The following is a 25,435-nucleotide window of genomic DNA, read 5'->3' as shown; positions in this document are numbered from 1 at the left end:
GGGCTCACGCGTCGTAGGCGTCCGCCTTCTTCGGCTCGACCGCCTGGACCATGCCGCTCAGCGCCATGGAGCGGCTGGTGAACTGGCTGATGTCCACGCCGTTCTCGTCCATCACCTGGATCGCGGCGGCGTGCACCGCGCGCAGCACGGGCGTGGCGGCGCGCAGCGCGTCGTCGGCCATGAAGCGGTGCTGCCAGGGCTTGTCGGCCCAGGTGTGGCGCAGCCCGAACGGCTCGGGCAGCTTCAGGGCGCCGCCGAGGTGGTCGAGGATCGACGGGAAGCGGGTCAGGGGGGCGCGGACGGCGAGGCGGACCACCTCGGTGGGGGTGACGATCGGCAGCGAGATCGTCTTGGTCTCCCAGAACTTCACCTGCTTGCTGACCGTCTTGCTCGGCGCCGACGGCTTCGAGGTGAACAGCCCCTTGATCGGGCCGAGGGCGTAGCCGGTGACCTCGACCCGCAGGGTCTGCGCGAGCACCGTCACGGTGACCATGAGGGTGATGACGAGGTTGCCGTCCCACAGCACGAACTGCACGCCCAGGTAGTGCCGGTTGCCCTTGCCGAACTGCTGGTTGTTGCAGATCCGCTGGACCTCGAAGTCCTTGACGGTGTACGCCTCGACCTCGGTGCCGGTGGGGCGGGAGATGCTGCCGGCGCCCTCGCCGATCGGTGCGACCACCCAGTGCCGTATCGAGGGCTTCGGGAAGCCGCCGGTGTGCAGGGGGCCGCGCTCCAGCATGCGCAGCCGGTCGTGGATCGCCCGGACCACGTCCCAGCTTCGGAACGGGTTGATCTCCTTCATGTCCTCGCGGGGGACGAGCTCCTCGGCCATCTGCCAGCTACCCCAGCGGCTGCCCATGCCGAGTATCCCCTTGGGGCCGGCGTAGAAGACGACGTTGCTGTTCTGCTCGGCGGCGAGCTTCGCCAGGCTCTGCCGCAGGGTCTCCGCCCGGAGCTGGTTGGGGTTGCGGGGCACCGCCTCGGGGATCTTCGCGCCGATCACGGAGCCGCCGGCCAGGTCACCCCAGCGGGCCCGCAGGTCCTTGGCGGTGCGCTCGCAGATCCGGCGGGCGAGGTACCAGCCGATCACCGGTACGACCATCATCACCCGGAAGTACTCCCGCCAGAAACCGCTGAAGGGCGGCTTGATGGCCAGCAGGACCGCCAGGAGGGCGGCGACCGCGAGCACCGCGCCGCCCAGCACGCCGGCCCGGTTGCCCTTCGCCTTCAGCCCGGCCAGCGAGCGGCGTAGCTGGAAGGCGCCGAGCCACAGCAGGGTGCCGGGCAGGAAGAGCACCCCGCACACGCCCATCACGATGCTGAGCTGGTTGTCGCGCTCCTGCCGGATCCGGGTGGCGGCCAGGCAGTGCTCGACGACGGTCTGCGGCTCGATGCCGAAGGACTGGACGAGCTCGCCGCGCGCGGCGCCGAGCATCCGGACCTGGACGGCGCGGGCGAACGCCTCGCCGAGGTTCGGCTCGAACAGCGACAGCCGGGGCGGGGTGACCTTAGCCCCGTCGCTGATGCCGATCAGGTCCTGCATCGAGGAGTCCCGGTACGCGGCGGAGGCGAGCGCCTGCGTGGCCGCCGTCTCCCCGTCGGTGCCCAGGAGCGGGACCTGCGCTCCCGGGCTGAAGTCGAACCCGTCTGTCACCGCAGCCCCCACTCGCCATCCGACCGCACCCTGCACGGAACCGGCTCCGACCGGCCCTTTCCCCGTACCGGGCCGCATCACACGTTCGGAGCACTCACCACATTACCGGCGGGGGGTCACCTGGCGCGCGCGGTCTGCTCTTCCGCTCCCTCCAAGTGGTGCATTTTCGCCGCGAGTTGTGTGGGCATCGGCTCATGGCGGGCATAGTGGCGGCTGAACCGGCCGGTGCCGTGCGACAGGGAGCGCAGTTCCACGGCGTACCGGCCGATCTCGGTCTCCGGCACCTCGGCGCGCACCAACGAGCGGCCCGCGCCCGCCGGTTCGGCGCCGAGCACGCGGCCGCGCCGGCCGGACAGGTCGCTCATCACCGGGCCGACGTAGGCGTCCGGCACCAGCACCCCGACCTCGTCGACCGGTTCGAGCAGCCGGATGCCGCACCCGGCGGCCGCCTCGCGCAGCGCCAGCGCGCCCGCGGTCTGGAAGGCGGCGTCGGAGGAGTCCACCGAGTGCGCCTTGCCGTCCGTGAGCGTGACCCGGACGTCGACCAGCGGGATGCCGGCGGTCACCCCGCGCTCGGCCTGCGCGCGCACGCCCTTCTCGACCGACGGGACGAACTGGCGCGGCACCGCCCCGCCGACCACCCTGTCGACGAACTCGACGCCCGAGCCCGCCGGCAGCGGCTCCACCTCGATGTCGCAGATCGCGAACTGGCCGTGCCCGCCGGACTGCTTCACGTGCCGGCCGCGGGCGCTCACGGCCCGGCCGAACGTCTCGCGCAGCGGCACCCGGTGCTCGACCGCGTCGACCCGCACCCCGTAGCGGCCGCGCAGCCGCTCCAGCGCCACCTCGGCGTGCGCCTCTCCCATGCACCACAGCACCACCTGGTGGGTGTCGGGGTTCTGCTCCAGCCGCATGGTGGGGTCCTCGGCCACCAGCCGGGCCAGGCCCTGGGAGAACTTGTCCTCGTCGGCGTTGCCGTGCGCCTCGATCGCGACCGGCAGCAGCGGGTCGGGCATCCGCCACGGCGCCATCAGCAGCGGGTGGTCCGGGTCGGAGAGCGTGTCGCCGGTCTCGGCCCGGGCCAGCCGCGCCACGCACACCAGGTCGCCGGCGGACGCGGACGGCACCGGGCGCTGCTGCCGGCCGGACGGCGACGACAGCGCGCCCACCCGCTCGTCCACGTCGTGGTCCTCGTGGCCGCGGTCGCGCAGGCCGTGCCCGGACACGTGCACCGTCTCGTCGGGCCGCAGCGTGCCGGAGAAGACCCGCACCAGGCTCAGCCGGCCGACGTACGGGTCGGAGGCCGTCCTGACCACCTCGGCGGCCAGCGGGCCGTCCGGGTCGCAGGCCAGCGCCGGCCGGGGGTGCCCCTCGGGATCGGTGACCGGCGGTGCGGCGCGCTCCAGCGGGGTGGGGAACCCCCGGGTGACCAGCTCCAGCAGTTCCACGGTGCCCAGTCCCTGGCGGGCGCCCTCGGCGGCGGGCGCGGCGGCCAGCACCGGGTGGAAGCCGCCGCGGGCCACGGCCCGCTCCAGGTCCGCGAGGAGCGTGCCGGTGTCGAGGGCCTCGCCGCCGAGGTAGCGGTCCATCAGCGTCTCGTCCTCGCTCTCGGCGATGATCCCCTCGACCAGCCGGTCGCGGGCCCCGGCCAGCCGCGCGGCGGTCGCCGGATCCGGGTCGGCCTCCACCCGCTCGCCGGAGGAGTAGTCGTGGACCCGGCCGGTGAGCAGCCCGACCAGGCCGGTGACCGGGGCGTGGCCGTCGGGTCCCGCCGGGCCGCGCACCGGCAGGTACAGCGGCAGCACCGCGTCCGGGTCGTCGCCGCCCAGCTCCCGCGCGCACTGCGCGGCCGTCTCCTCGAAGCCGGCCCGCGCGGACTCCAGGTGCGTGACCACCACCGCGCGCGGCATGCCGACCGCGGCGCACTCGTCCCACACCATGCGGGTCGCGCCGCCGATCCCCTCGCCGTCCTGCGCGGCCGAGACGACGAAGAGGGCCGCGTCCGCCGCCCGCAGACCGGCCCTCAACTCCCCGACGAAGTCGGCGTACCCGGGGGTGTCCAGGAGGTTGATCCGGACCCCGCCCCACTCCACCGGCACCAGGGACAACTGGACGGAGCGCTGCTGGCGCCGCTCGATCCCGTCGCGGTCGGAGAGCGAGCCGCCGTCCTCCACCCGCCCCGCCCGGCCGACGGCTCCCGTCGCCAGGGCCAGCGCCTCCACCAAGGTGGTCTTGCCCGCGCCGCTGTGGCCGACCAGGACCACGTTGCGCACCTCCTGCGGGCGGCTCCCGCCGGCGGCCGCCGCCGGTACGTCTCCGGCGGCCCCTGGTGCCGCGTCCTTCCTACCGCCACCACTCATGCGTCCCGCCTCCCGGGGTTCGCTCCGCGGGTGCGTACAGTTCCCCTCCGACGGTACGCCCGTCCGGGCACCTGGGGCCCGGTCTGGCTACGATGGGCCCTCCGGCAGCCGCTCCGGCTGCCGTGTGCGGGGACCCGCGAGCAGCCCGTTCCCGTTCCGAACCCCACCGACCTGTCGGGAAGGCCATGCTGAACAAGTACGCGCGTGCGTTCTTCACGCGTGTTCTCACGCCGTTCGCCGGATTCCTCCTGCGCAAGGGGGTGTCGCCGGACACGGTGACCCTGATCGGCACCGCGGGTGTCGTCGTTGGCGCCCTGGCCTTCTACCCCAGGGGCGAGTTCTTCTGGGGCACCGTCGTCATCACCCTGTTCGTCTTCTCGGACCTGGTCGACGGCAACATGGCCCGGCAGTCCGGCCGCTCCAGCCGCTGGGGCGCGTTCCTGGACTCCACCCTGGACCGCGTCGCCGACGGCGCCGTCTTCGGCGGCCTGGCGCTCTGGTACGCCGGCCGCGGCGACGACCTCGTACTGTGCGCGGTCACCATCTTCTGCCTCGCCAGCGGCCAGGTGGTCTCCTACACCAAGGCGCGCGGCGAGGCGATCGGCCTCAAGGTCGCGGTCAACGGCCTGGTCGAGCGCTCCGAGCGCCTGGTGATCACGCTGGTGCTGTGCGGCCTGTCCGGCTTCCACCGCACCTTCGGCGTGCCCGGCATCCAGTGGCTGCTGCCGATCGCGCTGTGGGTCGTCGCCGTCGGCAGCCTCGTCACCCTGATCCAGCGGGTCGTCACGGTGCGCCGGGAGGCCGCCGAGGCCGACGCGGAGGCCGCCGAGCGGGCGGTCAGCCAAGGGAGCGGAGTGTGAGGGAACGCCTCACCGACGGCCTGTACGGGCTCGGCTGGAGCGCGGTGAAGACGCTGCCGGAACCGGCGGCCAGGGCGCTGGGCCGGACCATCGCCGACGCGGCGTGGCGGCAGCGCGGCACCGGCGTGCGGCGGCTGGAGGCGAACCTGGCCCGCGTGGTCCCCGGCGCGGGCCCCGACCGGCTGCGCGAACTGTCCCGGCAGGGCATGCGCTCCTACTTGCGGTACTGGATGGAGTCCTTCCGGCTGCCGGCCTGGAGCGAGGACCGCGTCCGCTCCGGCTTCGCCCCGCAGGACGTGCACTGGCTGACCGACGGCCTCGCCGCGGGCCGCGGGGTCATCCTCGCGCTCCCGCACATGGGCAACTACGACCTCGCCGGCGCCTGGGTCACCACCAAGCTGGAGACGCCGTTCACCACGGTCGCCGAGCGCCTCAAGCCGGAGACCCTCTACGACCGGTTCGTGGCCTACCGCGAGAGCCTGGGCATGGAGGTCCTGCCGCACACCGGCGGCTCCGCGTTCGGCACCCTCGCGCGGCGGCTGCGCGCGGGCGGCCTGGTCTGCCTGGTCGCCGACCGCGACCTGTCCAGCAGCGGGGTTGAGGTCGACTTCTTCGGCGAGAAAACCCGGATGCCGGCCGGCCCGGCGATGCTCGCCCAGCAGACCGGCGCGCTGCTGCTGCCGGTCACCCTCTGGTACGACGGGTCGCCGGTCATGCAGGGCAAGGTGCACCCCCCGGTCGAGGTGCCCGCCGACGGCGACCGCGCGAGCCGCACGGCGGTGATGACCCAGGTACTGGCGAACACGTACGCGTCCGGCATCGCGGAGCACCCGCAGGACTGGCACATGCTGCAACGCCTCTGGCTGAGCGACCTGCCGCAGCGCCCGGGCACCGGGGCGCAGCCGCCGCCCGCCCCCGCCGCGCCCGAGCCGCCCGGGACTCCCGCCGCCGAGCCGCCGGACAGCCCCGCGGGGGCGGAGCAGCCGCCGGACGGCACCGTGGGGGCGGAGCAGCCGCCGCCCGGCCCCACCCCGAACGAGCCCCCGAAGACGGAGCGAACGTGAGGATCGGGATCGTCTGCCCGTACTCCTGGGACGTCCCCGGCGGCGTCCAGTACCACATCCGCGACCTCGCCGAGCACCTCATCGCGCTCGGGCACCACGTCTCGGTGCTCGCCCCGGCCGACGACGGGACACCGCTGCCGCCGTACGCGGTCTCCGCGGGCCGGGCGGTGCCCGTGCCCTACAACGGCTCCGTGGCGCGGCTGAACTTCGGCTTCCTGTCGGCCGCGCGGGTCCGCCGCTGGCTGCACGACGGCGGCTTCGACGTCATCCACATCCACGAACCCACCTCGCCCTCGCTCGGGCTGCTCGCCTGCTGGGCGGCCCGCGGCCCGATCGTGGCGACCTTCCACACCTCCAACCCCCGCTCCCGCGCGATGATCGCGGCCTACCCGATCCTCCAGCCCGCGCTGGAGAAGATCAGCGCCCGGATCGCGGTCAGCGAGTACGCCCGGCGCACCCTGGTCGAGCACCTGGGCGGCGACGCGGTCGTCATCCCCAACGGCGTGGACGTCGGCTTCTTCGCCGCCGCGGAGCCGAAGCCGCAGTGGCAGGGGGACACGATCGGGTTCATCGGGCGCATCGACGAGCCCCGCAAGGGGTTGCAGGTCCTGATGCGGGCGCTGCCCGGCATCGTCGCGGAGCGGCCCGGCGCGCGGCTCCTGGTGGCCGGACGCGGCGACCAGCGCGAGGCCCTGGAGCCGCTGCCGGCCGCGCTCCACGACCGGGTCGAGTTCCTGGGGATGGTCAGCGACGAGGACAAGGCGCGGCTGCTGCGCAGCGTGGACCTCTACGTCGCGCCCAACCTCGGCGGCGAGAGCTTCGGGATCATCCTGGTGGAGGCGATGTCCGCGGGGGCCGCGGTGCTCGCCGCCGACCTCGACGCCTTCGCGCAGGTGCTCGGGCAGGGCAGCGCGGGGGAGCTGTTCCCGAACGGCGACGCCGACGCGCTGGCGGCCGCCGCGGTCCGCGTGCTCGGCGACGCCGCCCGCCGCGAGGAGCTGCGCACCCGCGCGTCCGCCCACGTCCGCCGGTTCGACTGGTCCGTGGTGGCCGCGGAGATCCTCTCGGTCTACGAGACCGTCACGGCCGGCGCGGAGGCCGTCCGTCCGGCGCCCTGACCGCGCGGGGCACGTCCGTCCCCATGAGTGCGGGCGACCGCGCGGCCGGCCGCACTCATGGGGAGTGCGGGCGACCGCGCGGTCGCCCGGCCGTCCACCGCGAGGCCCGTCGCGCCGGACCGCGGCGGCCCGGGGGAATAGGGTGCCGCGGTGACCACCGTGATTTGCGTCGTCGCCGCACTGATCCTGCTCGGGATGTACCTGAGCTGGACCGCCGGCCGGCTGGACCGCCTGCACGCCCGGATCGACGCCGCCCGCGCCGCCCTGGACGCCCAACTGCTGCGCCGCGCCTCGGTCGCCCAGGAACTGGCGACCTCGGGCGTGCTCGACCCGGCCGCCTCCATCGTGCTCTACGAGGCCGCCCACGCCGCCCGCCAGGCCGAGCCGGACCAGCGCGAGGTCGCCGAGAGCGAGCTGAGCCAGGCGCTGCGCGCGGTGTTCGCCGAGCCCGACGCGGTCGCCGAGGTGCAGGCCGCGCCCGGCGGCACGGACATCGTCGGCGAGCTGACCCGGGCGGTGCGCAGGGTGCCGATGGCCCGGCGCTTCCACAACGACGCGGTGCGCGCCGCGCGGGCGCTGCGCCGGCACCGGCTGGTGCGCTGGCTGCGCCTGGCCGGCCACGCCCCGTTCCCGCTCGCCTTCGAGATGGACGACGAACCGCCGGCGGTGCTCACCGCCGACGGCGCCACCGCCGGGTAGGCGTGTCCGGGGGAGCCACCTGCGCCGAATTGGCCCTTTCCGCCGGTCCACGCGCCGCCGGACGATGAAGGAGCACGCCAGTTCGCAAGTCCACCCGCCAGGAGTGAGGTCAACCGTGTCCACCGCTTCCCCGTCCCCAGCAGCGTCCCCCGAGACCGGCACCGCCCGCGTCAAGCGCGGCATGGCCGAGCAGCTCAAGGGCGGCGTGATCATGGACGTCGTCACGCCCGAGCAGGCGCGGATCGCCGAGGACGCCGGCGCGGTCGCCGTCATGGCGCTGGAGCGGGTGCCCGCCGACATCCGCAAGGACGGCGGCGTGGCCCGCATGTCCGACCCGGACATGATCGACGGCATCATCGGCGCCGTGTCGATCCCGGTGATGGCCAAGTCCCGGATCGGCCACTTCGTCGAGGCCCAGGTGCTCCAGTCGCTCGGCGTGGACTACATCGACGAGTCGGAGGTGCTGACCCCCGCTGACGAGGTCAACCACTCCGACAAGTGGGCCTTCACCACCCCGTTCGTGTGCGGCGCCACCAACCTCGGCGAGGCGCTGCGGCGGATCGCCGAGGGCGCCGCGATGATCCGCTCCAAGGGCGAGGCCGGCACCGGCAACGTGGTCGAGGCCGTCCGCCACCTGCGGCAGATCAAGGGCGAGATCTCCCGCCTGCGCGGCCTGGACAACAACGAGCTGTTCGCCGCCGCCAAGGAGCTGCGCGCGCCGTACGAGCTGGTCCGCGAGGTCGCCGAACTCGGCAAGCTGCCGGTGGTGCTCTTCTCCGCAGGCGGCGTGGCCACCCCGGCCGACGCCGCGCTGATGCGCCAGCTCGGCGCCGAGGGCGTCTTCGTCGGCTCCGGCATCTTCAAGTCCGGCGACCCGGCCAAGCGCGCCGCGGCCATCGTCCGCGCCACCACCTTCTTCGACGACCCGAAGGTCATCGCGGACTCCTCCCGGAACCTCGGCGAGGCGATGGTCGGCATCAACATCGACACGCTGCCGGAGTCCGAGCACTACGCCAACCGCGGCTGGTAAGGCGACGATGACGAGTTCTCCCACCATCGGCGTCCTGGCCCTCCAGGGCGACGTCCGAGAGCACCTGACGGCCCTGGCCGCGGCGGACGCCGCGGCCACGGCGGTCCGGCGCCCCGAGGAACTGGCCGCGCTGGACGGCCTGGTGATACCCGGCGGCGAGTCCACCACGATCTCCAAGCTCGCCGCGCTGTTCGGGCTCACCGAACCGCTGCGCGCCGCGATCCGCGCCGGGCTGCCGGTCTACGGCACCTGCGCCGGCCTGATCATGCTCGCCGACAAGATCCTCGACCCGCGATCCGGGCAGGAGACGTTCGGCGGCATCGACATGATCGTGCGCCGCAACGCCTTCGGCCGGCAGAACGAGTCCTTCGAGGCGTTCGTCGACGTGCGCGGCGTGCCCGGCGGGCCCGTCGAGGGCGTCTTCATCCGCGCGCCCTGGGTGGAGTCGGTCGGCGCGAGCACCGAGGTGCTCGCCGAGTACGACGGCCACATCGTCGCGGTACGGCAGGGAAACGTGCTGGCCACCTCGTTCCATCCGGAGCTGACCGGCGACCACCGGGTGCATGAACTCTTCGTGTCCGCCGTGCGCGCGGGGAGCTGACCGTATCCCGGTAGGATCGAGCGCGCGACGACGAACACGCGACGTAGAACAGCACTGGTGACGCGAAGGAGACTGTCGGATGTCCGGCCACTCTAAATGGGCTACGACGAAGCACAAGAAGGCCGTGATCGATGCCAAGCGCGGCAAGCTCTTCGCGAAGCTGATCAAGAACATCGAGGTCGCGGCGCGCACCGGCGGCGCCGACCCGGACGGCAACCCCACCCTCTTCGACGCCATCCAGAAGGCGAAGAAGAGCTCGGTCCCGAACAAGAACATCGACAGCGCGGTCAAGCGCGGCGCGGGCCTGGAGGCCGGCGGCGCCGACTACCAGACGATCATGTACGAGGGCTACGGGCCGAACGGCGTCGCCGTCCTCATCGAGTGCCTGACCGACAACCGCAACCGCGCCGCCTCCGACGTGCGGGTGGCGATGACCCGCAACGGCGGCTCGATGGCCGACCCCGGGTCGGTGTCGTACCTGTTCAACCGCAAGGGCGTGGTGATCGTCCCCAAGGGCGAGCTGGGCGAGGACGACGTGCTCGGCGCGGTCCTGGACGCAGGCGCCGAGGAGGTCAACGACCTCGGCGAGTCCTTCGAGGTGATCAGCGAGGCGACCGACCTGGTGCCGGTGCGCAAGGCCCTCCAGGACGCCGGCATCGACTACGACTCCGCCGACGCCAACTTCCTGCCCACCATGCAGGTCGAGTTGGACGAGGACGGGGCCCGCCGGATCTTCAAGCTGATCGACGCCCTGGAGGACAGCGACGACGTGCAGAACGTCTTCGCCAACTTCGACGTCTCCGACGAGGTCATGGAGAAGGTCGACGCCTGACGCGTCACCGCTCCCGGCGCGCCTGACGCGCCGTCAGCGAGGGGCCGGCCGGGGACACACCCCGCCGGCCCCTCCGCTGTTTGTCGGTGCCAACCGATAACCTGCACGAACAGGTTGGCGAAGGACCGCCAACCGCGGCGACGCGCGCGGGAAGGGGCGGCATGCGGGTGCTCGGCGTGGACCCGGGGCTGACCCGGTGCGGGGTCGGCGTGGTGGACGGCGTGCCCGGACGGGCGCTGGCGATGGCCGGCGTCGGGGTGATCCGCACGCCCGCCGACGCGGAGATCGGCCACCGTTTGGTGCTGATCGAGCGCGGCCTGGAGGCGTGGCTGGACGAGCACCGCCCCGAGGCCGTCGCCGTCGAGCGCGTCTTCAGCCAGCACAACGTCCGCACCGTGATGGGCACCGCCCAGGCCAGCGCGGTCGCCATCCTCTGCGCCGCGCGGCGCGGCCTGCCGGTGCACTTGCACACCCCCAGCGAGGTGAAGGCGGCCGTCACCGGCAGCGGACGGGCCGGGAAGGAGCAGGTCGGCGCCATGGTGACCCGGCTGCTGCGACTCGACGCCCCGCCCAAGCCGGCCGACGCCGCCGACGCCCTCGCCCTGGCCATCTGCCACATCTGGCGCTCCCCGGCCACCAACCGCCTCCAGCAGGCCGTCGCCGGCAACCGCCTGCGACAGACCGCGGCCGGCACCCGCCTCCAGCAGGCCGCCGGAGCCCGGCGCGCCGCGCCCCGCCCGCCCGTACCCACCCAGGAGCCCCCCGCGTGATCGCCTTCGTCAGCGGCCCGGTCGCCGCGCTCGCCCCCGACACCGCGGTCATCGAGGTCGGCGGGATCGGCATGGCGGTGCAGTGCTCGCCCGGCACCCTGTCCGCCCTGCGGCTGGGCGAGCCGGCCCGGCTCGCCACCTCCCTGGTGGTCCGGGAGGACTCCCTGACCCTCTACGGCTTCGCCGACGACGACGAGCGGCAGGTCTTCGAGCTGCTCCAGACCGTCAGCGGGGTCGGCCCGCGGCTGGCCCAGACCATGCTGGCCGTGCACAGTCCCGACGCCCTGCGCGCCGCTGTCGCGGCCGGGGACGAGAAGGCGCTCACCGCAGTACCCGGCATCGGCAAGAAGGGCGCCCAGCGGCTGCTGCTGGAGCTGAAGGACCGGCTGGGCGCGCCGGTGGGCGCCCAGGCCGCCGCCGCACCGGCTCAGGGCCCCCGCGCAGTGGCCCCGCCGTCCTGGTCCGAGCAGCTACTGGCCGCGCTCGTCGGGCTCGGCTACGCCCCGCGCGAGGCGGAGGAGGCGGTCACCGCGGTCACCCCGCAGGCCGAGGCCGCCCCCGAGCCGAACGTCGGCACCCTGCTGCGCGCGGCCCTCCAGACGCTCAACCGCACCCGCTGACCGCGGCCCCCGCGCCCCCCGCCCGCCGAGCCGCCCGCCCGACCCGCCCGCCCGACCCGAGAGACCCGCCATGAACTGGGACGACGCCCCCGCCGACACACCCGACCGGCTGGTCGGGTCGGCCGCCGACCGCGAGGACCAGGCGGTCGAGGCGGCGCTGCGGCCCAAGGAACTCGACGAGTTCATCGGCCAGGAGCGCGTCCGCCAGCAGCTCGACCTGGTGCTCAAGGCCGCCCGCCAGCGGGGCGCCACCGCCGACCACGTACTCCTCTCGGGTGCACCCGGACTCGGCAAGACCACTCTTTCGATGATCATCGCCGCCGAGATGTCGGCGCCGATCCGGATCACCTCGGGCCCGGCCATCCAGCACGCCGGCGACCTCGCGGCCATCCTCTCCTCGCTCACCGAGGGCGAGGTGCTCTTCCTCGACGAGATCCACCGGATGTCCCGTCCGGCCGAGGAGATGCTCTACATGGCGATGGAGGACTTCCGGGTCGACGTGATCGTGGGCAAGGGCCCGGGCGCGACCGCGATCCCGCTGGAGCTGCCGCCCTTCACCCTGGTCGGGGCCACCACCCGGGCCGGCCTGCTGCCGCCGCCGCTGCGCGACCGCTTCGGCTTCACCGGCCACATGGAGTTCTACGCCCCCGCCGAGCTGGAGCGGGTCGTGCACCGCTCGGCCGGCCTGCTGGACGTGGCGATCGACACCGACGGAGCCGCCGAGATCGCCGGCCGCTCCCGCGGCACCCCCCGCATCGCCAACCGGCTGCTGCGCCGGGTGCGCGACTACGCCCAGGTGCGCGCCGACGGCGCGGTCACCCGCGAGACCGCCGCCCGGGCGCTGGAGGTCTACGAGGTCGACGCCCGCGGCCTGGACCGGCTGGACCGGGCGGTGCTGCACGCGCTGCTGAAGCTCTTCGGCGGCGGCCCGGTCGGCCTGTCCACGCTCGCCGTCGCGGTGGGGGAGGAGCGGGAGACCGTCGAGGAGGTCGCAGAACCGTTCCTGGTGCGGGAGGGGCTGCTCGCCCGGACGCCCAGGGGCCGGGTGGCGACGCCCGCGGCCTGGTCCCACCTGGGCCTCGTGCCGCCCCCGCAGGGCGGCGGGACGAGTCAGGGCGGACCCGGACAGACCGGCCTGTTCGGTGCCTGAGCTCGGCTAGACTCCTACGATCAGGAACCCCCATGCAATGCTGGGCGTTGTTCCATCGGCGAGCCAGCGCTTAGACTCCGCCGACGCCCTTCCTCTGGATCGGCACCCACATCCCGAAATCCAGGCCATCCCCCACGTTGGCCGTGCGAAGGAATGTCCACACCGTGAGCATCGGAATCCTCCTCCCCCTGATCCTGATCATCGGCGTCATGTTCATGATGACCCGGTCGCAGAAGACCAAGCAGCGCCAGGCGATGGAGATGCGCAACAAGATGGAGCCCGGCACCGGCGTGCGCACCATCGGTGGCATGTACGCCGTGGTGAAGGAGGTGAACGAGGAGACCGTCCTTCTGGAGATCACGGACGGCGTCCACGCGCACTTCACCAAGTCGGCCATCGGCACGGTGCTCTCCGAGGAGGAGTTCAACCGGATCGTGCACGGCATCGAGCCCGAGGAGCCCGCCGGGCTCGACGACGAGGCCGAGGACGGCGCCGACGCGGGCGCGGGGGACGCCGCGGCGGCCGACGGTGTGACGGACGGCGCCGACGGCGCCGAGGAGCACATCAGCCTCGACAAGTCCGACACGGCCGCGGAGAAGGACGAGCCCGCCGCCGAGGACACCCCCGCCGTCGAGGACGGGTCCGCCAAGGAGCGGAACGGCTCCGCCGCGAAGTAAGCGTCCGGCTTCATCCACTCGTGGCCGTCCCCGGGCCCGCATGCCCGGGGACGGAAGGACAGGGAGAGACAACAAGGTGGCAGCAGCCAAGAAGGGCCGCAGGTCCTCGGGGAGCCAGGGGTACCCCGGACGCGCCCTGGCCGTGATCCTCGTCGCTCTGGTGGCGCTGACCGGGGGGATCTTCCTCTCCGGCCACAAGACCCCGCGGCTCGGCATCGACCTCGCCGGCGGCGTGGAGATCACGCTGACCGCCAAGCCCGACCAGGGCAAGGCCGTCTCCAAGGCGAACATGAACACCGCGGTCGACATCATCAACAACCGCGTCAACGGCCTGGGCGTCTCCGAGGCGGAGGTGCAGACCCAGGGGAGCGACAACATCATCGTCGACATCCCCAAGAGCACCAACGCCGACCAGGCCGAGCAGCAGGTCGGCACCACCGCCCAGCTCTACTTCCGGCAGGTGCTCGCCGACGGTGACGGCGCGCCGACGCCGACCGCCACGCCGACCCCCTCCGGCAGCGCCACCAGCACGCCGTCCGGCTCCGCCACCCCGAAGTCCTCGTCGAGCGCGACGCCCTCCGGCTCGGCCAAGGCCACCACGACCCCGTCCTCCACCACGAGCCAGGGCCGCGCGGTCACCGACGCCCTGAAGTCGGGCACGGACAAGGCGCCGACCCCGACGCCCACGGCCACCGCGACGACGCCCAGCACGACCGACACCAGCGGCACCAGCACCACCGACCCCACGTCGGGCGTGTCCGCCGCCCTCCAGGCGAAGTACACGGCCATCGACTGCACCAAGCCCGCCGAGCGGGCCAAGGCCAGCGAGGGCGCCAAGGCCACCGACAACGTGGTCGCCTGCGGTGAGGTCGACAAGCAGTGGGTGAAGTACCTGCTCGGCCCGTCCGAGATCGACGGCAAGCACGTCACCAGCGCCGACGCCGTCTTCGACACCCAGAGCGGCAACGGCTGGGTGGTCAACCTCAGCTTCGACTCCAAGGGCTCCTCGCAGTTCACCGACGTCACCAAGAACCTCGCCGCGCAGGCGTCGCCGAACAACCAGTTCGCGATCGACCTCGACGGCAACGTGGTGTCGGCCCCCTCGGTCTCCTCGACCCTCTCCGGCGGCACCGCGCAGATCTCCGGTGACTTCACCCAGCAGTCCGCCACCGACCTGGCGAACGTGCTGAAGTACGGCTCGCTGCCGCTGGCCTTCAACATCTCCGACAAGACCACCGTCTCCGCCGCCCTCGGCGGCGAGCAGTTGCGCGGCGGCATGATCGCCGGCGCCGTCGGCCTCGCGCTCGTCGTGATCTACCTGCTGGCGTACTACCGCGGCCTCAGCTTCGTCGCGGTGCTCAGCCTGGTCGTCTCCGCCGCGCTCACCTACACGATCATGTGTCTGCTGGGTGAGGCCGTCGGATTCGCGCTGAACCTGCCGGCGGTCTGCGGCGCCATCGTCGCCATCGGTATCACCGCCGACTCGTTCATCGTCTTCTTCGAACGGATCAGGGACGAGCTGCGCGACGGCAGGACGCTGCAACCCGCGGTGGCCCGCGGCTGGCCCCGGGCCCGGCGCACCATCCTGGTGTCGGACTTCGTGTCCTTCCTCGCCGCCGCGGTGCTGTACATCGTCTCCGTCGGCAAGGTCCGGGGCTTCGCCTTCACCCTCGGCCTGACCACCCTGCTCGACGTCGCCGTGGTCTTCCTGTTCACCAAGCCGCTGATGACGATCCTCGCCCGCAGGGCCTTCTACGCCAAGGGCCACAAGTGGTCCGGCCTCAACCCGGAGAGCCTCGGGGTCAAGGCACCGCTGCGCCGTATCCGCCGCCAGTCCTCCGAGACGAAGGAAGCCTGATGTCCAAGCTCGGCACTCTCGGTCACCGGCTGCACCGCGGCGAGGTCAGCTACGACTTCGTCGGCAAGCGGAAGATCTGGTACTCGATCTCCATCCTCGTCACGATCGTCGCGATCGTCGGCCTGGTGGTGAACGGGCTGAAGGAGAGCATCGACTTCTCCGGCGGCGCGGTGTTCAACACGCCGAAGACGTCGCTGTCCGTCTCCGACGTGCAGGACAAGATCTCCGGGGACACCGACGGCCGCGACGCGACCGTGCAGAAGCTCGGCAACGGCAGCATGCGCATCCAGGTCGCCGGGCTGTCCACGGACGAGTCGAAGAAGGTCCAGAAGGAGATCGCCCAGGACCTGGACATCCCGGCGTCGAAGATCGACGCCGAGATCGTCGGCCCGAGCTGGGGCAAGGAGATCACCCACAAGGCACTCGAAGGTCTGATCATCTTCCTGGTGCTGGTGGTCATCTACCTCGCGATCGCCTTCGAGTGGCGGATGGCGCTGGCCGCCCTCGTCGCCCTGCTGCACGACCTCACCATCACCGTCGGCGTCTACGCGATCGTCGGCTTCGAGGTCTCGCCGGGCACGGTGATCGGCCTGCTGACCATCCTCGGTTACTCGCTCTACGACACGGTCGTGGTGTTCGACGGGCTGAAGGAAGCCAGCAAGGACATCACCAAGAAGAACACCTCGACCTACAGCGAGGTCGCCAACCGCAGCCTGAACAGCACCCTGGTCCGGTCGATCAACACCACCGTGGTGGCGCTGCTGCCGGTCGCCGCGCTGCTGTTCATCGGCGGCGGCATCCTCGGCGCCGGGATGCTCAACGACATCGCGCTCGCGCTGTTCGTCGGCCTCACCGCCGGTGCGTACTCCTCGATCTTCATCGCCACCCCGATCGTGGCGGAGCTGAAGGAGCGCGAGCCGCAGATCAGGTCGCTGCGCAAGCGGGTGCTGGCCAAGCGCGCGTCCGAGGCGGCGAAGGCGAAGGCCCGGGCCGCCGCCGGCGAGTCCGAGCCCGAGGACGCCGAGGACGCCGAAGGCGCCGCCCTGGAGGACGACGAGGACGGCGCCGCCCCCGCGGTCGTCGGCCCGCGCGCCCGCGGCACCGGCAGTACCGACTCGGCCGCCCGCCCGGCCCGCAACCAGCCGTCCAGCCGGGGCGGCCGCGGCCGCAACCGCCCCTCCGGCAAGCGCCGCTGATCCACCGCCCGCCGCCGCCCGGGAGCATTCCGCCGGGCGGCGGCGGGCGTTTTCACGTGCCGGGCACGTGTCCCGCCCCCGATCCCGGCCCCTGGTCCTGATCCCGGCCGCCGGTCCCGCCCCCGGCCCGGTCCGTGCCGGAACCCGAACCCGAACCCGTACCGAAAGAAGCACCATGACCTCGACGGAAGCCGCCTCCTCCGAGCTGCGGGACCTGCTGCTGTCCCGGATCCGCGACGTGGCCGACTACCCGCAGCCCGGGGTGATGTTCAAGGACATCACCCCGCTGCTCGCCGACCCGGTGGCGTTCAACGCCCTGGTGGACGCGCTCGCCGGCCTGTGCACGCGGCACGCGGCCACCAAGATCGTCGGCCTGGAGGCCCGCGGCTTCATCCTGGCCGCACCCGCCGCGGCCCGTGCCCGGCTCGGCTTCGTGCCCGTCCGCAAGGCCGGCAAGCTGCCCGGCCCGACCCTGGCGCAGGGCTACGCGCTGGAGTACGGCACCGCCGAGATCGAGGTGCACGCGGACGCCTTCGGGCCCGGCGACCGGGTGATCGTGATCGACGACGTGCTCGCCACCGGCGGCACCGCGGAGGCCGCGCTCGACCTCGTCGGCCGCACCGGCGCGAGCGTCGTCGGCGTGGCGGTGCTGCTGGAGCTGGAGGCGCTCGGCGGCCGGGAGCGGCTCGCCCCGGTGCTGAAGGACGTCCCGCTGGACGCGCTGGTCGTGGTCTGACCCGGGTAGCCGTCGTCCCGGGAGCCGGTGCCGGAACGCCGAGCCGCCGGCCCTCGGGCCCGCCCCCGGGCCGGGTCGCCGAGCCTCCGAACCGGGGCCCGGCCCCCAGGGGCCGGGGGCGCCGTGCCGCCGGGGCGCGCGCCGGCACGAGCGCGGCGGGGCCGCCTTGCCCCGCCGCGCACCCGTCCGCCGCCGCCGCTCGTTACCATGGGACTTCCACCGCGTGAGGAGTGCCGTTGCCAGACCAGGCCCAGCCGCTCGACGCCGCCGACGGGACCGCCCAGGAGACAGGACCGGCCGACGGCCGGGAGGGCACGCCTGCGGCCGGCGCCCCGGCGCCCACGCCCCCGCCCCCCGCTCCCGCCGGAGCGGCGGAGACGGCCCAGGAGGGCGCCGGCGCCCGTGACGGCGCCACGCTCGCCCCGAAGCCCGCGTCCGCCCCCGCCCCTGCGCCCACCCCGTCCGCCGTGCGGCCGGTGCGCACCCCCGGGAGCGTGGCGCCGACCCGCCCCGGCGCGTCCTCCAGCCGGGTGCGCGCCCGGCTGGCCCGGCTCGGCGTCCAGCGCTCCAGCGCGTACAACCCGGTGCTCGAACCCCTGCTGCGGGTCGTCCGGGGGAACGACCCCAAGGGCGACAGCGCGCAGCTTCGGCAGATCGAGGCCGCCTACCAGGTCGCCGAGCGCTGGCACCGCGGCCAGAAGCGCAAGAGCGGCGATCCGTACATCACCCACCCGCTCGCGGTCACCACCATCCTCGCCGAGCTGGGCATGGACCCCGCGACCCTGATGGCCGGGCTGCTCCACGACACCGTCGAGGACACCGACTACGGCCTGGAGCAGTTGCGCCGCGACTTCGGCGACCAGGTCGCCCTGCTCGTCGACGGCGTCACCAAGCTGGACAAGGTCAAGTTCGGCGAGGCCGCGCAGGCCGAGACGGTGCGCAAGATGGTCGTCGCGATGGCCAAGGACCCCCGGGTCCTGGTGATCAAGCTCGCCGACCGCCTGCACAACATGCGCACCATGCGCTACCTCAAGCGGGAGAAGCAGGAGAAGAAGGCCCGCGAGACCCTGGAGATCTACGCCCCGCTGGCCCACCGGCTGGGCATGAACACCATCAAGTGGGAGCTGGAGGACCTCGCCTTCGCGATCCTCTACCCGAAGATGTACGACGAGATCGTCCGCCTCGTCGCCGAGCGCGCCCCCAAGCGCGACGAGTACCTGGCCGTGGTCACCGACCAGGTGCAGCAGGACCTGCGGGCCGCGCGGATCAAGGCGACCGTCACCGGCCGCCCGAAGCACTACTACAGCGTCTACCAGAAGATGATCGTCCGCGGCCGGGACTTCGCCGAGATCTACGACCTGGTCGGCATCCGGGTGCTCGTCGACACCGTCCGGGACTGCTACGCGGCGCTCGGCACCATCCACGCGCGATGGAACCCGGTCCCCGGCCGGTTCAAGGACTACATCGCGATGCCGAAGTTCAACATGTACCAGTCGCTGCACACCACCGTGATCGGCCCCAGCGGCAAGCCCGTCGAGCTGCAGATCCGCACCTTCGACATGCACCGTCGCGCCGAGTACGGCATCGCCGCGCACTGGAAGTACAAGCAGGAGGCGGTGGCCGGCGCCTCCAAGGTGCGCACCGACAGCCCGCGTTCGGACAAGAAGGACGACGCGGTCAACGACATGGCGTGGCTGCGCCAGTTGCTCGACTGGCAGAAGGAGACCGAGGACCCGGGCGAGTTCCTGGAGTCGCTGCGGTTCGACCTGTCGCAGAGCGAGGTCTTCGTCTTCACCCCCAAGGGCGACGTGATAGCGCTGCCGGCCGGCGCGACCCCGGTGGACTTCGCCTACGCGGTGCACACCGAGGTCGGCCACCGCACCATCGGCGCCCGCGTCAACGGGCGCCTGGTGCCCCTGGAGTCGACCCTCGACAACGGCGACACCGTGGAGGTGTTCACCTCCAAGGCGGCCGGCGCCGGCCCGTCCCAGGACTGGCTGGGCTTCGTCAAGTCCCCCCGGGCGCGCAACAAGATCCGCGCGTGGTTCTCCAAGGAGCGGCGCGAGGAGGCGGTCGAGCAGGGCAAGGAGGCCATCGCCCGCGCGATGCGCAAGCAGAACCTGCCGATCCAGCGGGTGCTCACCGGCGACTCGCTGGTCACGCTCGCGCACGAGATGCGCTACCCCGACATCTCCGCGCTGTACGCGGCGATCGGCGAGGGGCACATCACCGCGCAGTCGGTGGTGCAGAAGCTGGTCGACGCGCTCGGCGGCGAGGACGGCGCCACCGAGGACATCGCCGAGATCACCACGCCCACCCAGGGCCGCACCAAGCGGCGGAAGAACGCGGACCCGGGCGTCATCGTCAAGGGCGAGAGCGATGTGTGGGTGAAGCTCTCCCGCTGCTGTACCCCGGTCCCGGGCGACCCGATCATCGGCTTCGTCACCCGGGGCAACGGCGTGTCGGTGCACCGCGCCGACTGCGTCAACGTCGAGGCGCTCTCGCAGCAGCCCGAGCGGATCATCGACGTGGAGTGGGCACCCACCCAGTCCTCGGTCTTCCTGGTCGCCATCCAGGTCGAGGCGCTGGACCGGGCCCGGCTGCTGTCCGACGTCACCCGGGTGCTGTCCGACCAGCACGTCAACATCCTGTCGGCGGCCGTGCAGACCTCCCGCGACCGGGTCGCGATCTCCCGCTTCACCTTCGAGATGGGCGATCCCAAGCACCTGGGCCACGTCCTGAAGGCGGTGCGCGGCGTCGAGGGCGTCTACGACGTCTACCGCGTGACCTCAGGCCGCCAGCAGCGCTGAAACGGCCCCGCGAACGCCGAACGGCCCCCCGCGCCCCGAAGGGCGGCCCCGAAGGGCGCGGGGGGCCGTTCAGCCGGGCGTCAGCGGAACTCGCCCAGGCCCTTCAGTGCCGCGTCCAGGAGGGCCTGGCGGCCGTCCAGTTCGGACTGCAGCTTGTCGGCCTTCGCGTTGTTGCCCGCGGCGCGCGCCGCGTCGACCTGGTCGCGCAGCTTGTCGACCGCGGCCTGCAACTGGCCGGTCAGGCCGGCCGCCCGGGCCCGGACCTCCGGGTTGGTGCGCCGCCACTCCGCTTCCTCGGACTCCTGGAGGGCCCGCTCCACGGTGTGCATGCGGCCCTCGATCCGCGGCCGGGCGTCGCGCGGCACGTGGCCGATCGCCTCCCACCGCTCGTTGATCGAACGGAACGCCGCCCGCGCGGACTTGAGGTCGGACACCGGCAGCAGCTTCTCCGCCTCGACGACGAGCTCCTCCTTGCGGGCCAGGTTCTCCCGCTGCTCGCTGTCCCGCTCGGCGAACACCTCGCCACGGGCGGCGAAGAAGACGTCCTGCGCACCGCGGAAGCGGTTCCACAGGTCGTCCTCGGCCTCGCGCTGGGCGCGGCCGGCCGCCTTCCACTCCGTCATCAACTCGCGGTAGCGGGCCGCGGTCGGCCCCCAGTCCGTCGAGTCGGACAACGACTGCGCCTCGGTGACCAGCTTCTCCTTGGTCCGCCTGGCCTCCTCGCGCTGCGCGTCCAGCGACGCGAAGTGCGCCTTGCGCCGCTTGGAGAAGACCGAACGGGCGTGGCTGAAGCGGTGCCACAGCTCGTCGTCGGCTTTGCGGTCCAGCCGCGGCAGACCCTTCCAGGTGTCCACCAGGGCCCGCAGCCGCTCACCCGCGGTGCGCCACTGCTCGCTCTCGGCCAGCTCCTCGGCCTCGGCGACCAGCTTCTCCTTGGCGCCCCGCGCCTCCTCGCTCTGCTTCGCCCGCTGCGCCCGGCGCTCCTCGCGCCGGGTGTCCACGAGCGCCACCAGCGCGTCGAGCCGGGTGCCCAGCGCCGCCAGGTCGCCCACCGCGTGCGCCTCGGTCACCGAGGTCCGCAGGTGCTCGATCGCGGCCAGCGCCTCCTTGGGCGCCAGATCGGTCGTCTGCACCCGCCGTTCGAGGAGGCCGATCTCCACGACGAGACCCTCGTACTTGCGCTCGTAGTACGCGAGCGCCTCGTCGGGGGAGCCCGCCTGCCACGAACCGACCTCCTTCTCACCGTCGGCCGTACGCACGTACACGGTCCCCGTCTCGTCGACGCGGCCCCACGGGTCGCTGCTCACAGCGCCTCCCTCATGTGATGCCCACCCACGTCACCGCCGGCGGGCATCGTCCACAGTGTCTCTCCGGCCGGACCGCACGCCCTGACCGGTCCCAACGGCCAACATAGGCGACCGGCGCCCCGGCTGTCCGCATCCGATGCGCGCTCAATCGCGAATTCGGATACCGATCAGGACTCGGTCCGATCATGGCGGGGCAGCGGGCGCGGCCCGGCCGGCGGTCAGGACTTGCTGACGGTCGCCTTGTTGATCACCACGGTGGCGTTCGGCGCACCGTCGCCCTGGCCGGTGCTCTCACCGTCGGCGGCGATCTTGTCGAGCACCTTCATGCCGGCCTTGGAGATGGTGCCGAACGGCGTGTAGCTGGGCGGCAGCGGGCTGTCCTTGTAGACGAGGAAGAACTGGCTGCCGCCGGTGTGCGCCTGGCCGGTGTTGGCCATCGCCACGGTGCCCGCGGGGTAGGTGACCGAGCCGGAGGTCGCGTCGGCCTTGCCGAACGCGGTCAGGTTCTCGTCGGGGATGGTGTAGCCCGGACCGCCGGAGCCCTGGCCGGTCGGGTCGCCGCACTGGAGCACGTAGATGCCGGTGGTGGTGAGCCGGTGGCACTTGGTGTGGTCGAAGTAGCCCTGGTCGGACAGGAACTTGAACGAGTTGACGGTGTGCGGGGCCTTGGCCGTCTCCAGCGCGATCGAGATGTCGCCGCAGGTGGTCTGGAGGTCGAAGGTGTAGTCGGCGGACTTGTCGATCGACATCGCCGGCTCCGTCTTCCACTGCTTGGTGCCCGGCTTGCCGGCCGCCGCCTTCTCGCACGGGTCCGGCCCCTTGGGAGCCGCGCTGGTGGTCGCGGCGGCGGACGGCGTCGGGCTGGCCGCGGCGGCGTCGTCCTTCTTGCTGCTGCCGTCGAACGCGCCGGCCGCCCAGGCGCCGCCGAGCGAGGCCACCACCACGGCGACCACCACGGCGATCGCCGAGTTGCGCACCCGCGCCTTGCGCTGCGCGCTGACCCGGCGCTGCTGCTGGCGCGCGAACTTGTCCCGGGCGAGCTGGCGCCGCCGCTGATCTCTGGTGGTCACTTCGCCGTCTCCGTCGTCTGTCTGGGCGTCGGTTGTCCGTCCGTGCCGCGCACCGACGCTTTGCGTTGTATGTTTCCTGTGCGCCGGCTGTATCGGGGAGGACACAGCCGGTGTCGAAGCTGCCGTATGCGAATGTACGTGCCGCAGATCTTCGCGTCACGCCGCACCTGCCGTCCAGTCCGCGCACCGGCCGACAAAGGGGTTCGCAGCCGCGCCCCGCTCGCCGGTAGGCTCGGGGCCATCCACCACGGACGACAGAAGGACGAACGTGCTCATTGCCGGGTTCCCCGCCGGGGCGTGGGGCACGAACTGCTACGTGGTCGCGCCCGCCGCCGGCGAGGAGTGCGTCATCGTCGACCCGGGGGTCGACGCGACCCAGGGCGTCGAGGACATCCTCGCCAAGCACCGCCTCAAGCCCGTGGCCGTGATCCTCAGCCACGGCCACGTCGACCACGTCGCCTCGGTGCTGCCGGTCTGCGGCGCGCACGACGTGCCGGCCTGGCTGCACCCCGCCGACCGGCACATGCTCCACGACCCGGCGAAGGCGATCGGCGCCTCCGTGGGCTCGCCGCTGCTGGCCGGCCTGACCGTCGGCGAGCCCGACGACCTCAGGGAGCTGGCCGACGGCGAAACACTCGCGCTGGCCGGTCTGGAGTTCGGCGTCGCGCACGCGCCCGGCCATACCAAGGGGTCGGTGACCTACCGGCTGCCCGAGACCACCGACATCCCGTCGGTCTTCTTCTCGGGCGACCTGCTGTTCGCCGGCTCCGTCGGACGCACCGACCTGCCCGGTGGCGACACCGCCGAGCTGTACGAGTCGCTGGCCCGCGTGTGCCTGCCGCTCGACGACTCGACGGTGGTGCTCTCCGGGCACGGCCCCCAGACGACCATCGGCCGCGAGCGCGCCACCAACCCCTTCCTGGGCCAGGTGGCCGGCGGCCACGGAGCCGGCGACGACCCGGCTCCACGACGAGGATTGTGACTGTCACTGCCGTGAGCACGTTCCAGGCCCCCAAGGGCACCTACGACCTCCTGCCGCCCGACTCCGCCGCCTTCCTGGCGGTCCGCGAGGCGATCGCCGCCCCGGCCCGCCGCGCCGGGTACGGATACGTCGAGACCCCCGGCTTCGAGCACGTCGAGCTGTTCGCCCGCGGTGTCGGCGAGTCCACCGACATCGTCACCAAGGAGATGTACGCCTTCAGCACCAAGGGCGGCACCGAACTGGCGCTGCGCCCCGAGGGCACCGCGTCGGTGCTGCGCGCCGCCCTCCAGGCGAACCTGCACAAGGCCGGCAACCTGCCGGTCAAGCTCTGGTACTCCGGCTCCTACTACCGCTACGAGCGGCCGCAGGCCGGCCGCTACCGGCACTTCTCCCAGGTGGGCGCCGAGGCGATCGGCGCGGAGGACCCGGTGCTGGACGCCGAGCTGGTGATCCTGGCGGTCGACGCGTACCGCTCGCTCGGCCTGCGCGACTTCCGGCTGCTGCTCAACTCGCTGGGCGACAAGGAGTGCCGCCCGGTCTACCGCGCCGCGCTCCAGGACTTCCTGCGCGGCCTCGACCTCGACGACGACACCCGCAAGCGGATCGAGATCAACCCGCTGCGGGTGCTGGACGACAAGCGCGAGGCGGTGCAGCGTCAACTCGCCGACGCGCCGCTCATCGTCGACCACCTGTGCGAGGCGTGCAAGGACTACCACGAGCAGGTCCGCGAACTGCTCACCGCGGCCGGGGTGGCCTACGAGGACGACCCGCGGCTGGTCCGGGGCCTGGACTACTACACCCGTACCACCTTCGAGTTCGTCCACGACGCGCTCGGCTCCCAGTCCGCGGTCGGCGGCGGCGGCCGGTACGACGGCCTGTCGGAGATGATCGGCGGCCCGTCGCTGCCGTCGGTCGGCTGGGCGCTGGGCGTGGACCGCACGGTGCTGGCGCTGCGGGCCGAGGGCGTGGAACTGGACCTGCCCGCCGCCACCGACGTGTACGCGGTGCCGCTGGGAGAGCAGGCACGGCGGACGCTGTTCGCCCTGGTCACCGAGTTGCGGCGGGCCGGGGTCGCGGCGGACTTCGCGTTCGGCGGCAAGGGCATCAAGAACGCGATGAAGTCCGCCGACCGCTCCGGCGCGCGCCTGGCGATCGTCGCGGGCGAGCGGGACCTGGCCGAGGGGGTCGTGCAGGTGAAGGACCTGGCGAGCGGCGAGCAGGGCCCGGTGGCGCTGGCCGAGGTGGCCGAGACCGTCAAGGAACGGCTGGTTTGAACCCCTCGTACGTGTACCGGGGCGGCGTACCTTACACCGTACTCACCGCCCCGGGTGCACAATGTCTGTGCCCACCCCCACGGACCTGAGAGATCGGCGACCATGACGACTTCCGCGTTGGACGAGACGCGCACGGACGACGACCACGCACCGCAAGGCCCCTCCGGGATCGTGCCGAGCAAGGCGTTCACGTGGCTGCTGCTGGTCTCCGGCGCACTCGGCCTGCTCGCCTCGTTCGTCATCACCAACGACAAGTTCGTCCTGCTGCAGAACACCGTGGACGGCAAGCCGACCCACTTCTCGTGCAGCATCAATCCGGTCATCGCGTGCGGTAACGTGATGGAGAGCAAGCAGGCGCACGCCTTCGGCTTCCAGAACCCGATCATCGGCCTGGTCGCCTACGGCGTGGTCATCTGCGTGGCGATGGGCGTCTTCGCCGGCGGCCGCTACAAGGCGTGGTTCTGGTACGGCCTCCAGGCCGGCGGCCTGTTCGGCGTGTGCTTCATCAGCTGGCTCCAGTACCAGACCATCTACAACATCCACGCGGTCTGCCTGTGGTGCTGCCTGGCCTGGGTCGTCACGATCCTGATCTTCTGGTACACCGCCGTGCACAACATCCGCAACGGCCTGATCAAGGTCCCGGGCGCGGTCCGCTCGGCCGTGCTGGAGTTCCACTGGGTGGTCCCGGTCCTCTGGTACGCGATCATCGGCCTGCTGATCCTCACCCACTTCTGGTACTACTGGAAGACCGTCATCTGATCCTGGTC

Annotated in this window: 22 protein-coding genes; 18 read left to right on the top strand and 4 right to left on the bottom strand. The window is 72.6% G+C overall.

Annotated features, from left to right (window positions below):
- Window positions 1–4: 4 nt before the first annotated feature.
- Window positions 5–1,654 (bottom strand): hypothetical protein, encoded by a 1,650-nt coding sequence (locus RVR_RS04050; RefSeq protein ID WP_202232528.1) that lies wholly within the window; start codon window positions 1,652–1,654, stop codon window positions 5–7.
- Window positions 1,655–1,770: 116 nt separating this feature from the next.
- Complete coding sequence (locus RVR_RS04045; RefSeq protein ID WP_202232527.1) at window positions 1,771–4,014, bottom strand: elongation factor G-like protein EF-G2; 2,244 nt, start codon at window positions 4,012–4,014, stop codon at window positions 1,771–1,773.
- Between the two features lie 185 nt (window positions 4,015–4,199).
- On the opposite strand from RVR_RS04045, the gene pgsA reads away from it, so the two are divergent.
- The 15 genes from pgsA (at window position 4,200) to RVR_RS03970 (ending at window position 20,035) form a co-directional block, all read left to right on the top strand.
- Window positions 4,200–4,874 carry a phosphatidylinositol phosphate synthase gene (pgsA, locus tag RVR_RS04040; RefSeq protein ID WP_202232526.1) on the top strand — a complete coding sequence of 225 codons (675 nt, stop codon included), beginning with the start codon at window positions 4,200–4,202 and terminating at the stop codon, window positions 4,872–4,874.
- Window positions 4,871–5,938, top strand: a complete 1,068-nt coding sequence (locus tag RVR_RS04035; protein WP_202232525.1) for a phosphatidylinositol mannoside acyltransferase — start codon at window positions 4,871–4,873, stop codon at window positions 5,936–5,938. Before pgsA ends, RVR_RS04035 begins: the two co-directional genes overlap by 4 nt.
- Complete coding sequence (locus RVR_RS04030) at window positions 5,935–7,056, top strand: glycosyltransferase family 4 protein (protein WP_202232524.1); 1,122 nt, start codon at window positions 5,935–5,937, stop codon at window positions 7,054–7,056. The genes RVR_RS04035 and RVR_RS04030 overlap by 4 nt, the downstream gene beginning before the upstream one ends.
- 195 nt (window positions 7,057–7,251) lie before the next feature.
- Window positions 7,252–7,755, top strand: a complete 504-nt coding sequence (locus tag RVR_RS04025; RefSeq protein ID WP_202238369.1) for a LemA family protein — start codon at window positions 7,252–7,254, stop codon at window positions 7,753–7,755.
- Window positions 7,756–7,870: 115 nt separating this feature from the next.
- The gene (gene pdxS, locus RVR_RS04020; RefSeq protein WP_430393104.1) at window positions 7,871–8,785 is read left to right on the top strand and encodes a pyridoxal 5'-phosphate synthase lyase subunit PdxS; all 915 of its coding nucleotides are present in this window, start codon (window positions 7,871–7,873) and stop codon (window positions 8,783–8,785) included.
- Between the two features lie 7 nt (window positions 8,786–8,792).
- Window positions 8,793–9,386 carry a pyridoxal 5'-phosphate synthase glutaminase subunit PdxT gene (gene pdxT / locus RVR_RS04015; protein ID WP_202232522.1) on the top strand — a complete coding sequence of 198 codons (594 nt, stop codon included), beginning with the start codon at window positions 8,793–8,795 and terminating at the stop codon, window positions 9,384–9,386.
- A gap of 79 nt (window positions 9,387–9,465) precedes the next feature.
- Window positions 9,466–10,218 carry a YebC/PmpR family DNA-binding transcriptional regulator gene (locus tag RVR_RS04010; RefSeq protein ID WP_202232521.1) on the top strand — a complete coding sequence of 251 codons (753 nt, stop codon included), beginning with the start codon at window positions 9,466–9,468 and terminating at the stop codon, window positions 10,216–10,218.
- 161 nt (window positions 10,219–10,379) lie between these two features.
- Window positions 10,380–10,988 (top strand): crossover junction endodeoxyribonuclease RuvC, encoded by a 609-nt coding sequence (gene ruvC, locus RVR_RS04005; protein ID WP_202232520.1) that lies wholly within the window; start codon window positions 10,380–10,382, stop codon window positions 10,986–10,988.
- A complete protein-coding gene (ruvA, locus tag RVR_RS04000; RefSeq protein ID WP_202232519.1) occupies window positions 10,985–11,608 on the top strand; it encodes a Holliday junction branch migration protein RuvA in 624 nt (207 codons plus the stop codon). The genes ruvC and ruvA overlap by 4 nt, the downstream gene beginning before the upstream one ends.
- A 70-nt stretch (window positions 11,609–11,678) precedes the next feature.
- Window positions 11,679–12,758: a Holliday junction branch migration DNA helicase RuvB gene (gene ruvB, locus RVR_RS03995; protein WP_202232518.1), complete on the top strand. Its 1,080-nt coding sequence runs from the start codon at window positions 11,679–11,681 to the stop codon at window positions 12,756–12,758.
- Window positions 12,759–12,922: 164 nt separating this feature from the next.
- Window positions 12,923–13,435: a preprotein translocase subunit YajC gene (gene yajC / locus RVR_RS03990; RefSeq protein WP_202232517.1), complete on the top strand. Its 513-nt coding sequence runs from the start codon at window positions 12,923–12,925 to the stop codon at window positions 13,433–13,435.
- Window positions 13,436–13,511: 76 nt separating this feature from the next.
- Complete coding sequence (gene secD / locus RVR_RS03985) at window positions 13,512–15,293, top strand: protein translocase subunit SecD (protein ID WP_202232516.1); 1,782 nt, start codon at window positions 13,512–13,514, stop codon at window positions 15,291–15,293.
- Window positions 15,293–16,489: a protein translocase subunit SecF gene (gene secF / locus RVR_RS03980; protein WP_202232515.1), complete on the top strand. Its 1,197-nt coding sequence runs from the start codon at window positions 15,293–15,295 to the stop codon at window positions 16,487–16,489. The genes secD and secF overlap by 1 nt, the downstream gene beginning before the upstream one ends.
- A gap of 175 nt (window positions 16,490–16,664) precedes the next feature.
- Window positions 16,665–17,225 carry an adenine phosphoribosyltransferase gene (locus tag RVR_RS03975; RefSeq protein WP_202232514.1) on the top strand — a complete coding sequence of 187 codons (561 nt, stop codon included), beginning with the start codon at window positions 16,665–16,667 and terminating at the stop codon, window positions 17,223–17,225.
- A gap of 467 nt (window positions 17,226–17,692) precedes the next feature.
- Entirely contained in the window at window positions 17,693–20,035 is a 2,343-nt protein-coding gene (locus RVR_RS03970; protein WP_237405226.1) for a RelA/SpoT family protein, read from the top strand.
- Between the two features lie 80 nt (window positions 20,036–20,115).
- Here the strand turns inward: RVR_RS03970 and RVR_RS03965 are convergent, their stop codons facing one another.
- Window positions 20,116–21,342, bottom strand: a complete 1,227-nt coding sequence (locus RVR_RS03965; RefSeq protein ID WP_202232513.1) for a DUF349 domain-containing protein — start codon at window positions 21,340–21,342, stop codon at window positions 20,116–20,118.
- Window positions 21,343–21,560: 218 nt separating this feature from the next.
- Window positions 21,561–22,412 (bottom strand): peptidylprolyl isomerase, encoded by an 852-nt coding sequence (locus tag RVR_RS03960; protein ID WP_202232512.1) that lies wholly within the window; start codon window positions 22,410–22,412, stop codon window positions 21,561–21,563.
- A gap of 268 nt (window positions 22,413–22,680) precedes the next feature.
- Between RVR_RS03960 and RVR_RS03955 the strand changes: the two genes are divergently transcribed.
- The 3 genes from RVR_RS03955 to RVR_RS03945 all read left to right on the top strand — a co-directional run bounded on the left by RVR_RS03955 (window position 22,681) and on the right by RVR_RS03945 (window position 25,427).
- Window positions 22,681–23,394, top strand: coding sequence for an MBL fold metallo-hydrolase (locus RVR_RS03955; protein WP_202232511.1), 714 nt, complete (start codon window positions 22,681–22,683; stop codon window positions 23,392–23,394).
- Window positions 23,395–23,405: 11 nt separating this feature from the next.
- Window positions 23,406–24,668: a histidine--tRNA ligase gene (hisS, locus tag RVR_RS03950; protein ID WP_202232510.1), complete on the top strand. Its 1,263-nt coding sequence runs from the start codon at window positions 23,406–23,408 to the stop codon at window positions 24,666–24,668.
- A 102-nt stretch (window positions 24,669–24,770) separates the two neighbouring features.
- Window positions 24,771–25,427: a vitamin K epoxide reductase family protein gene (locus RVR_RS03945; protein ID WP_202232509.1), complete on the top strand. Its 657-nt coding sequence runs from the start codon at window positions 24,771–24,773 to the stop codon at window positions 25,425–25,427.
- Window positions 25,428–25,435: the final 8 nt, after the last annotated feature.

Source organism: Streptomyces sp. SN-593, assembly GCF_016756395.1.
GTDB classification, from domain to species: Bacteria; Actinomycetota; Actinomycetes; order Streptomycetales; family Streptomycetaceae; genus Actinacidiphila; species Actinacidiphila reveromycinica.
Note: the sequence above shows the minus strand (reverse complement) of the source record. Positions and strands in the feature narration are given on the sequence as shown.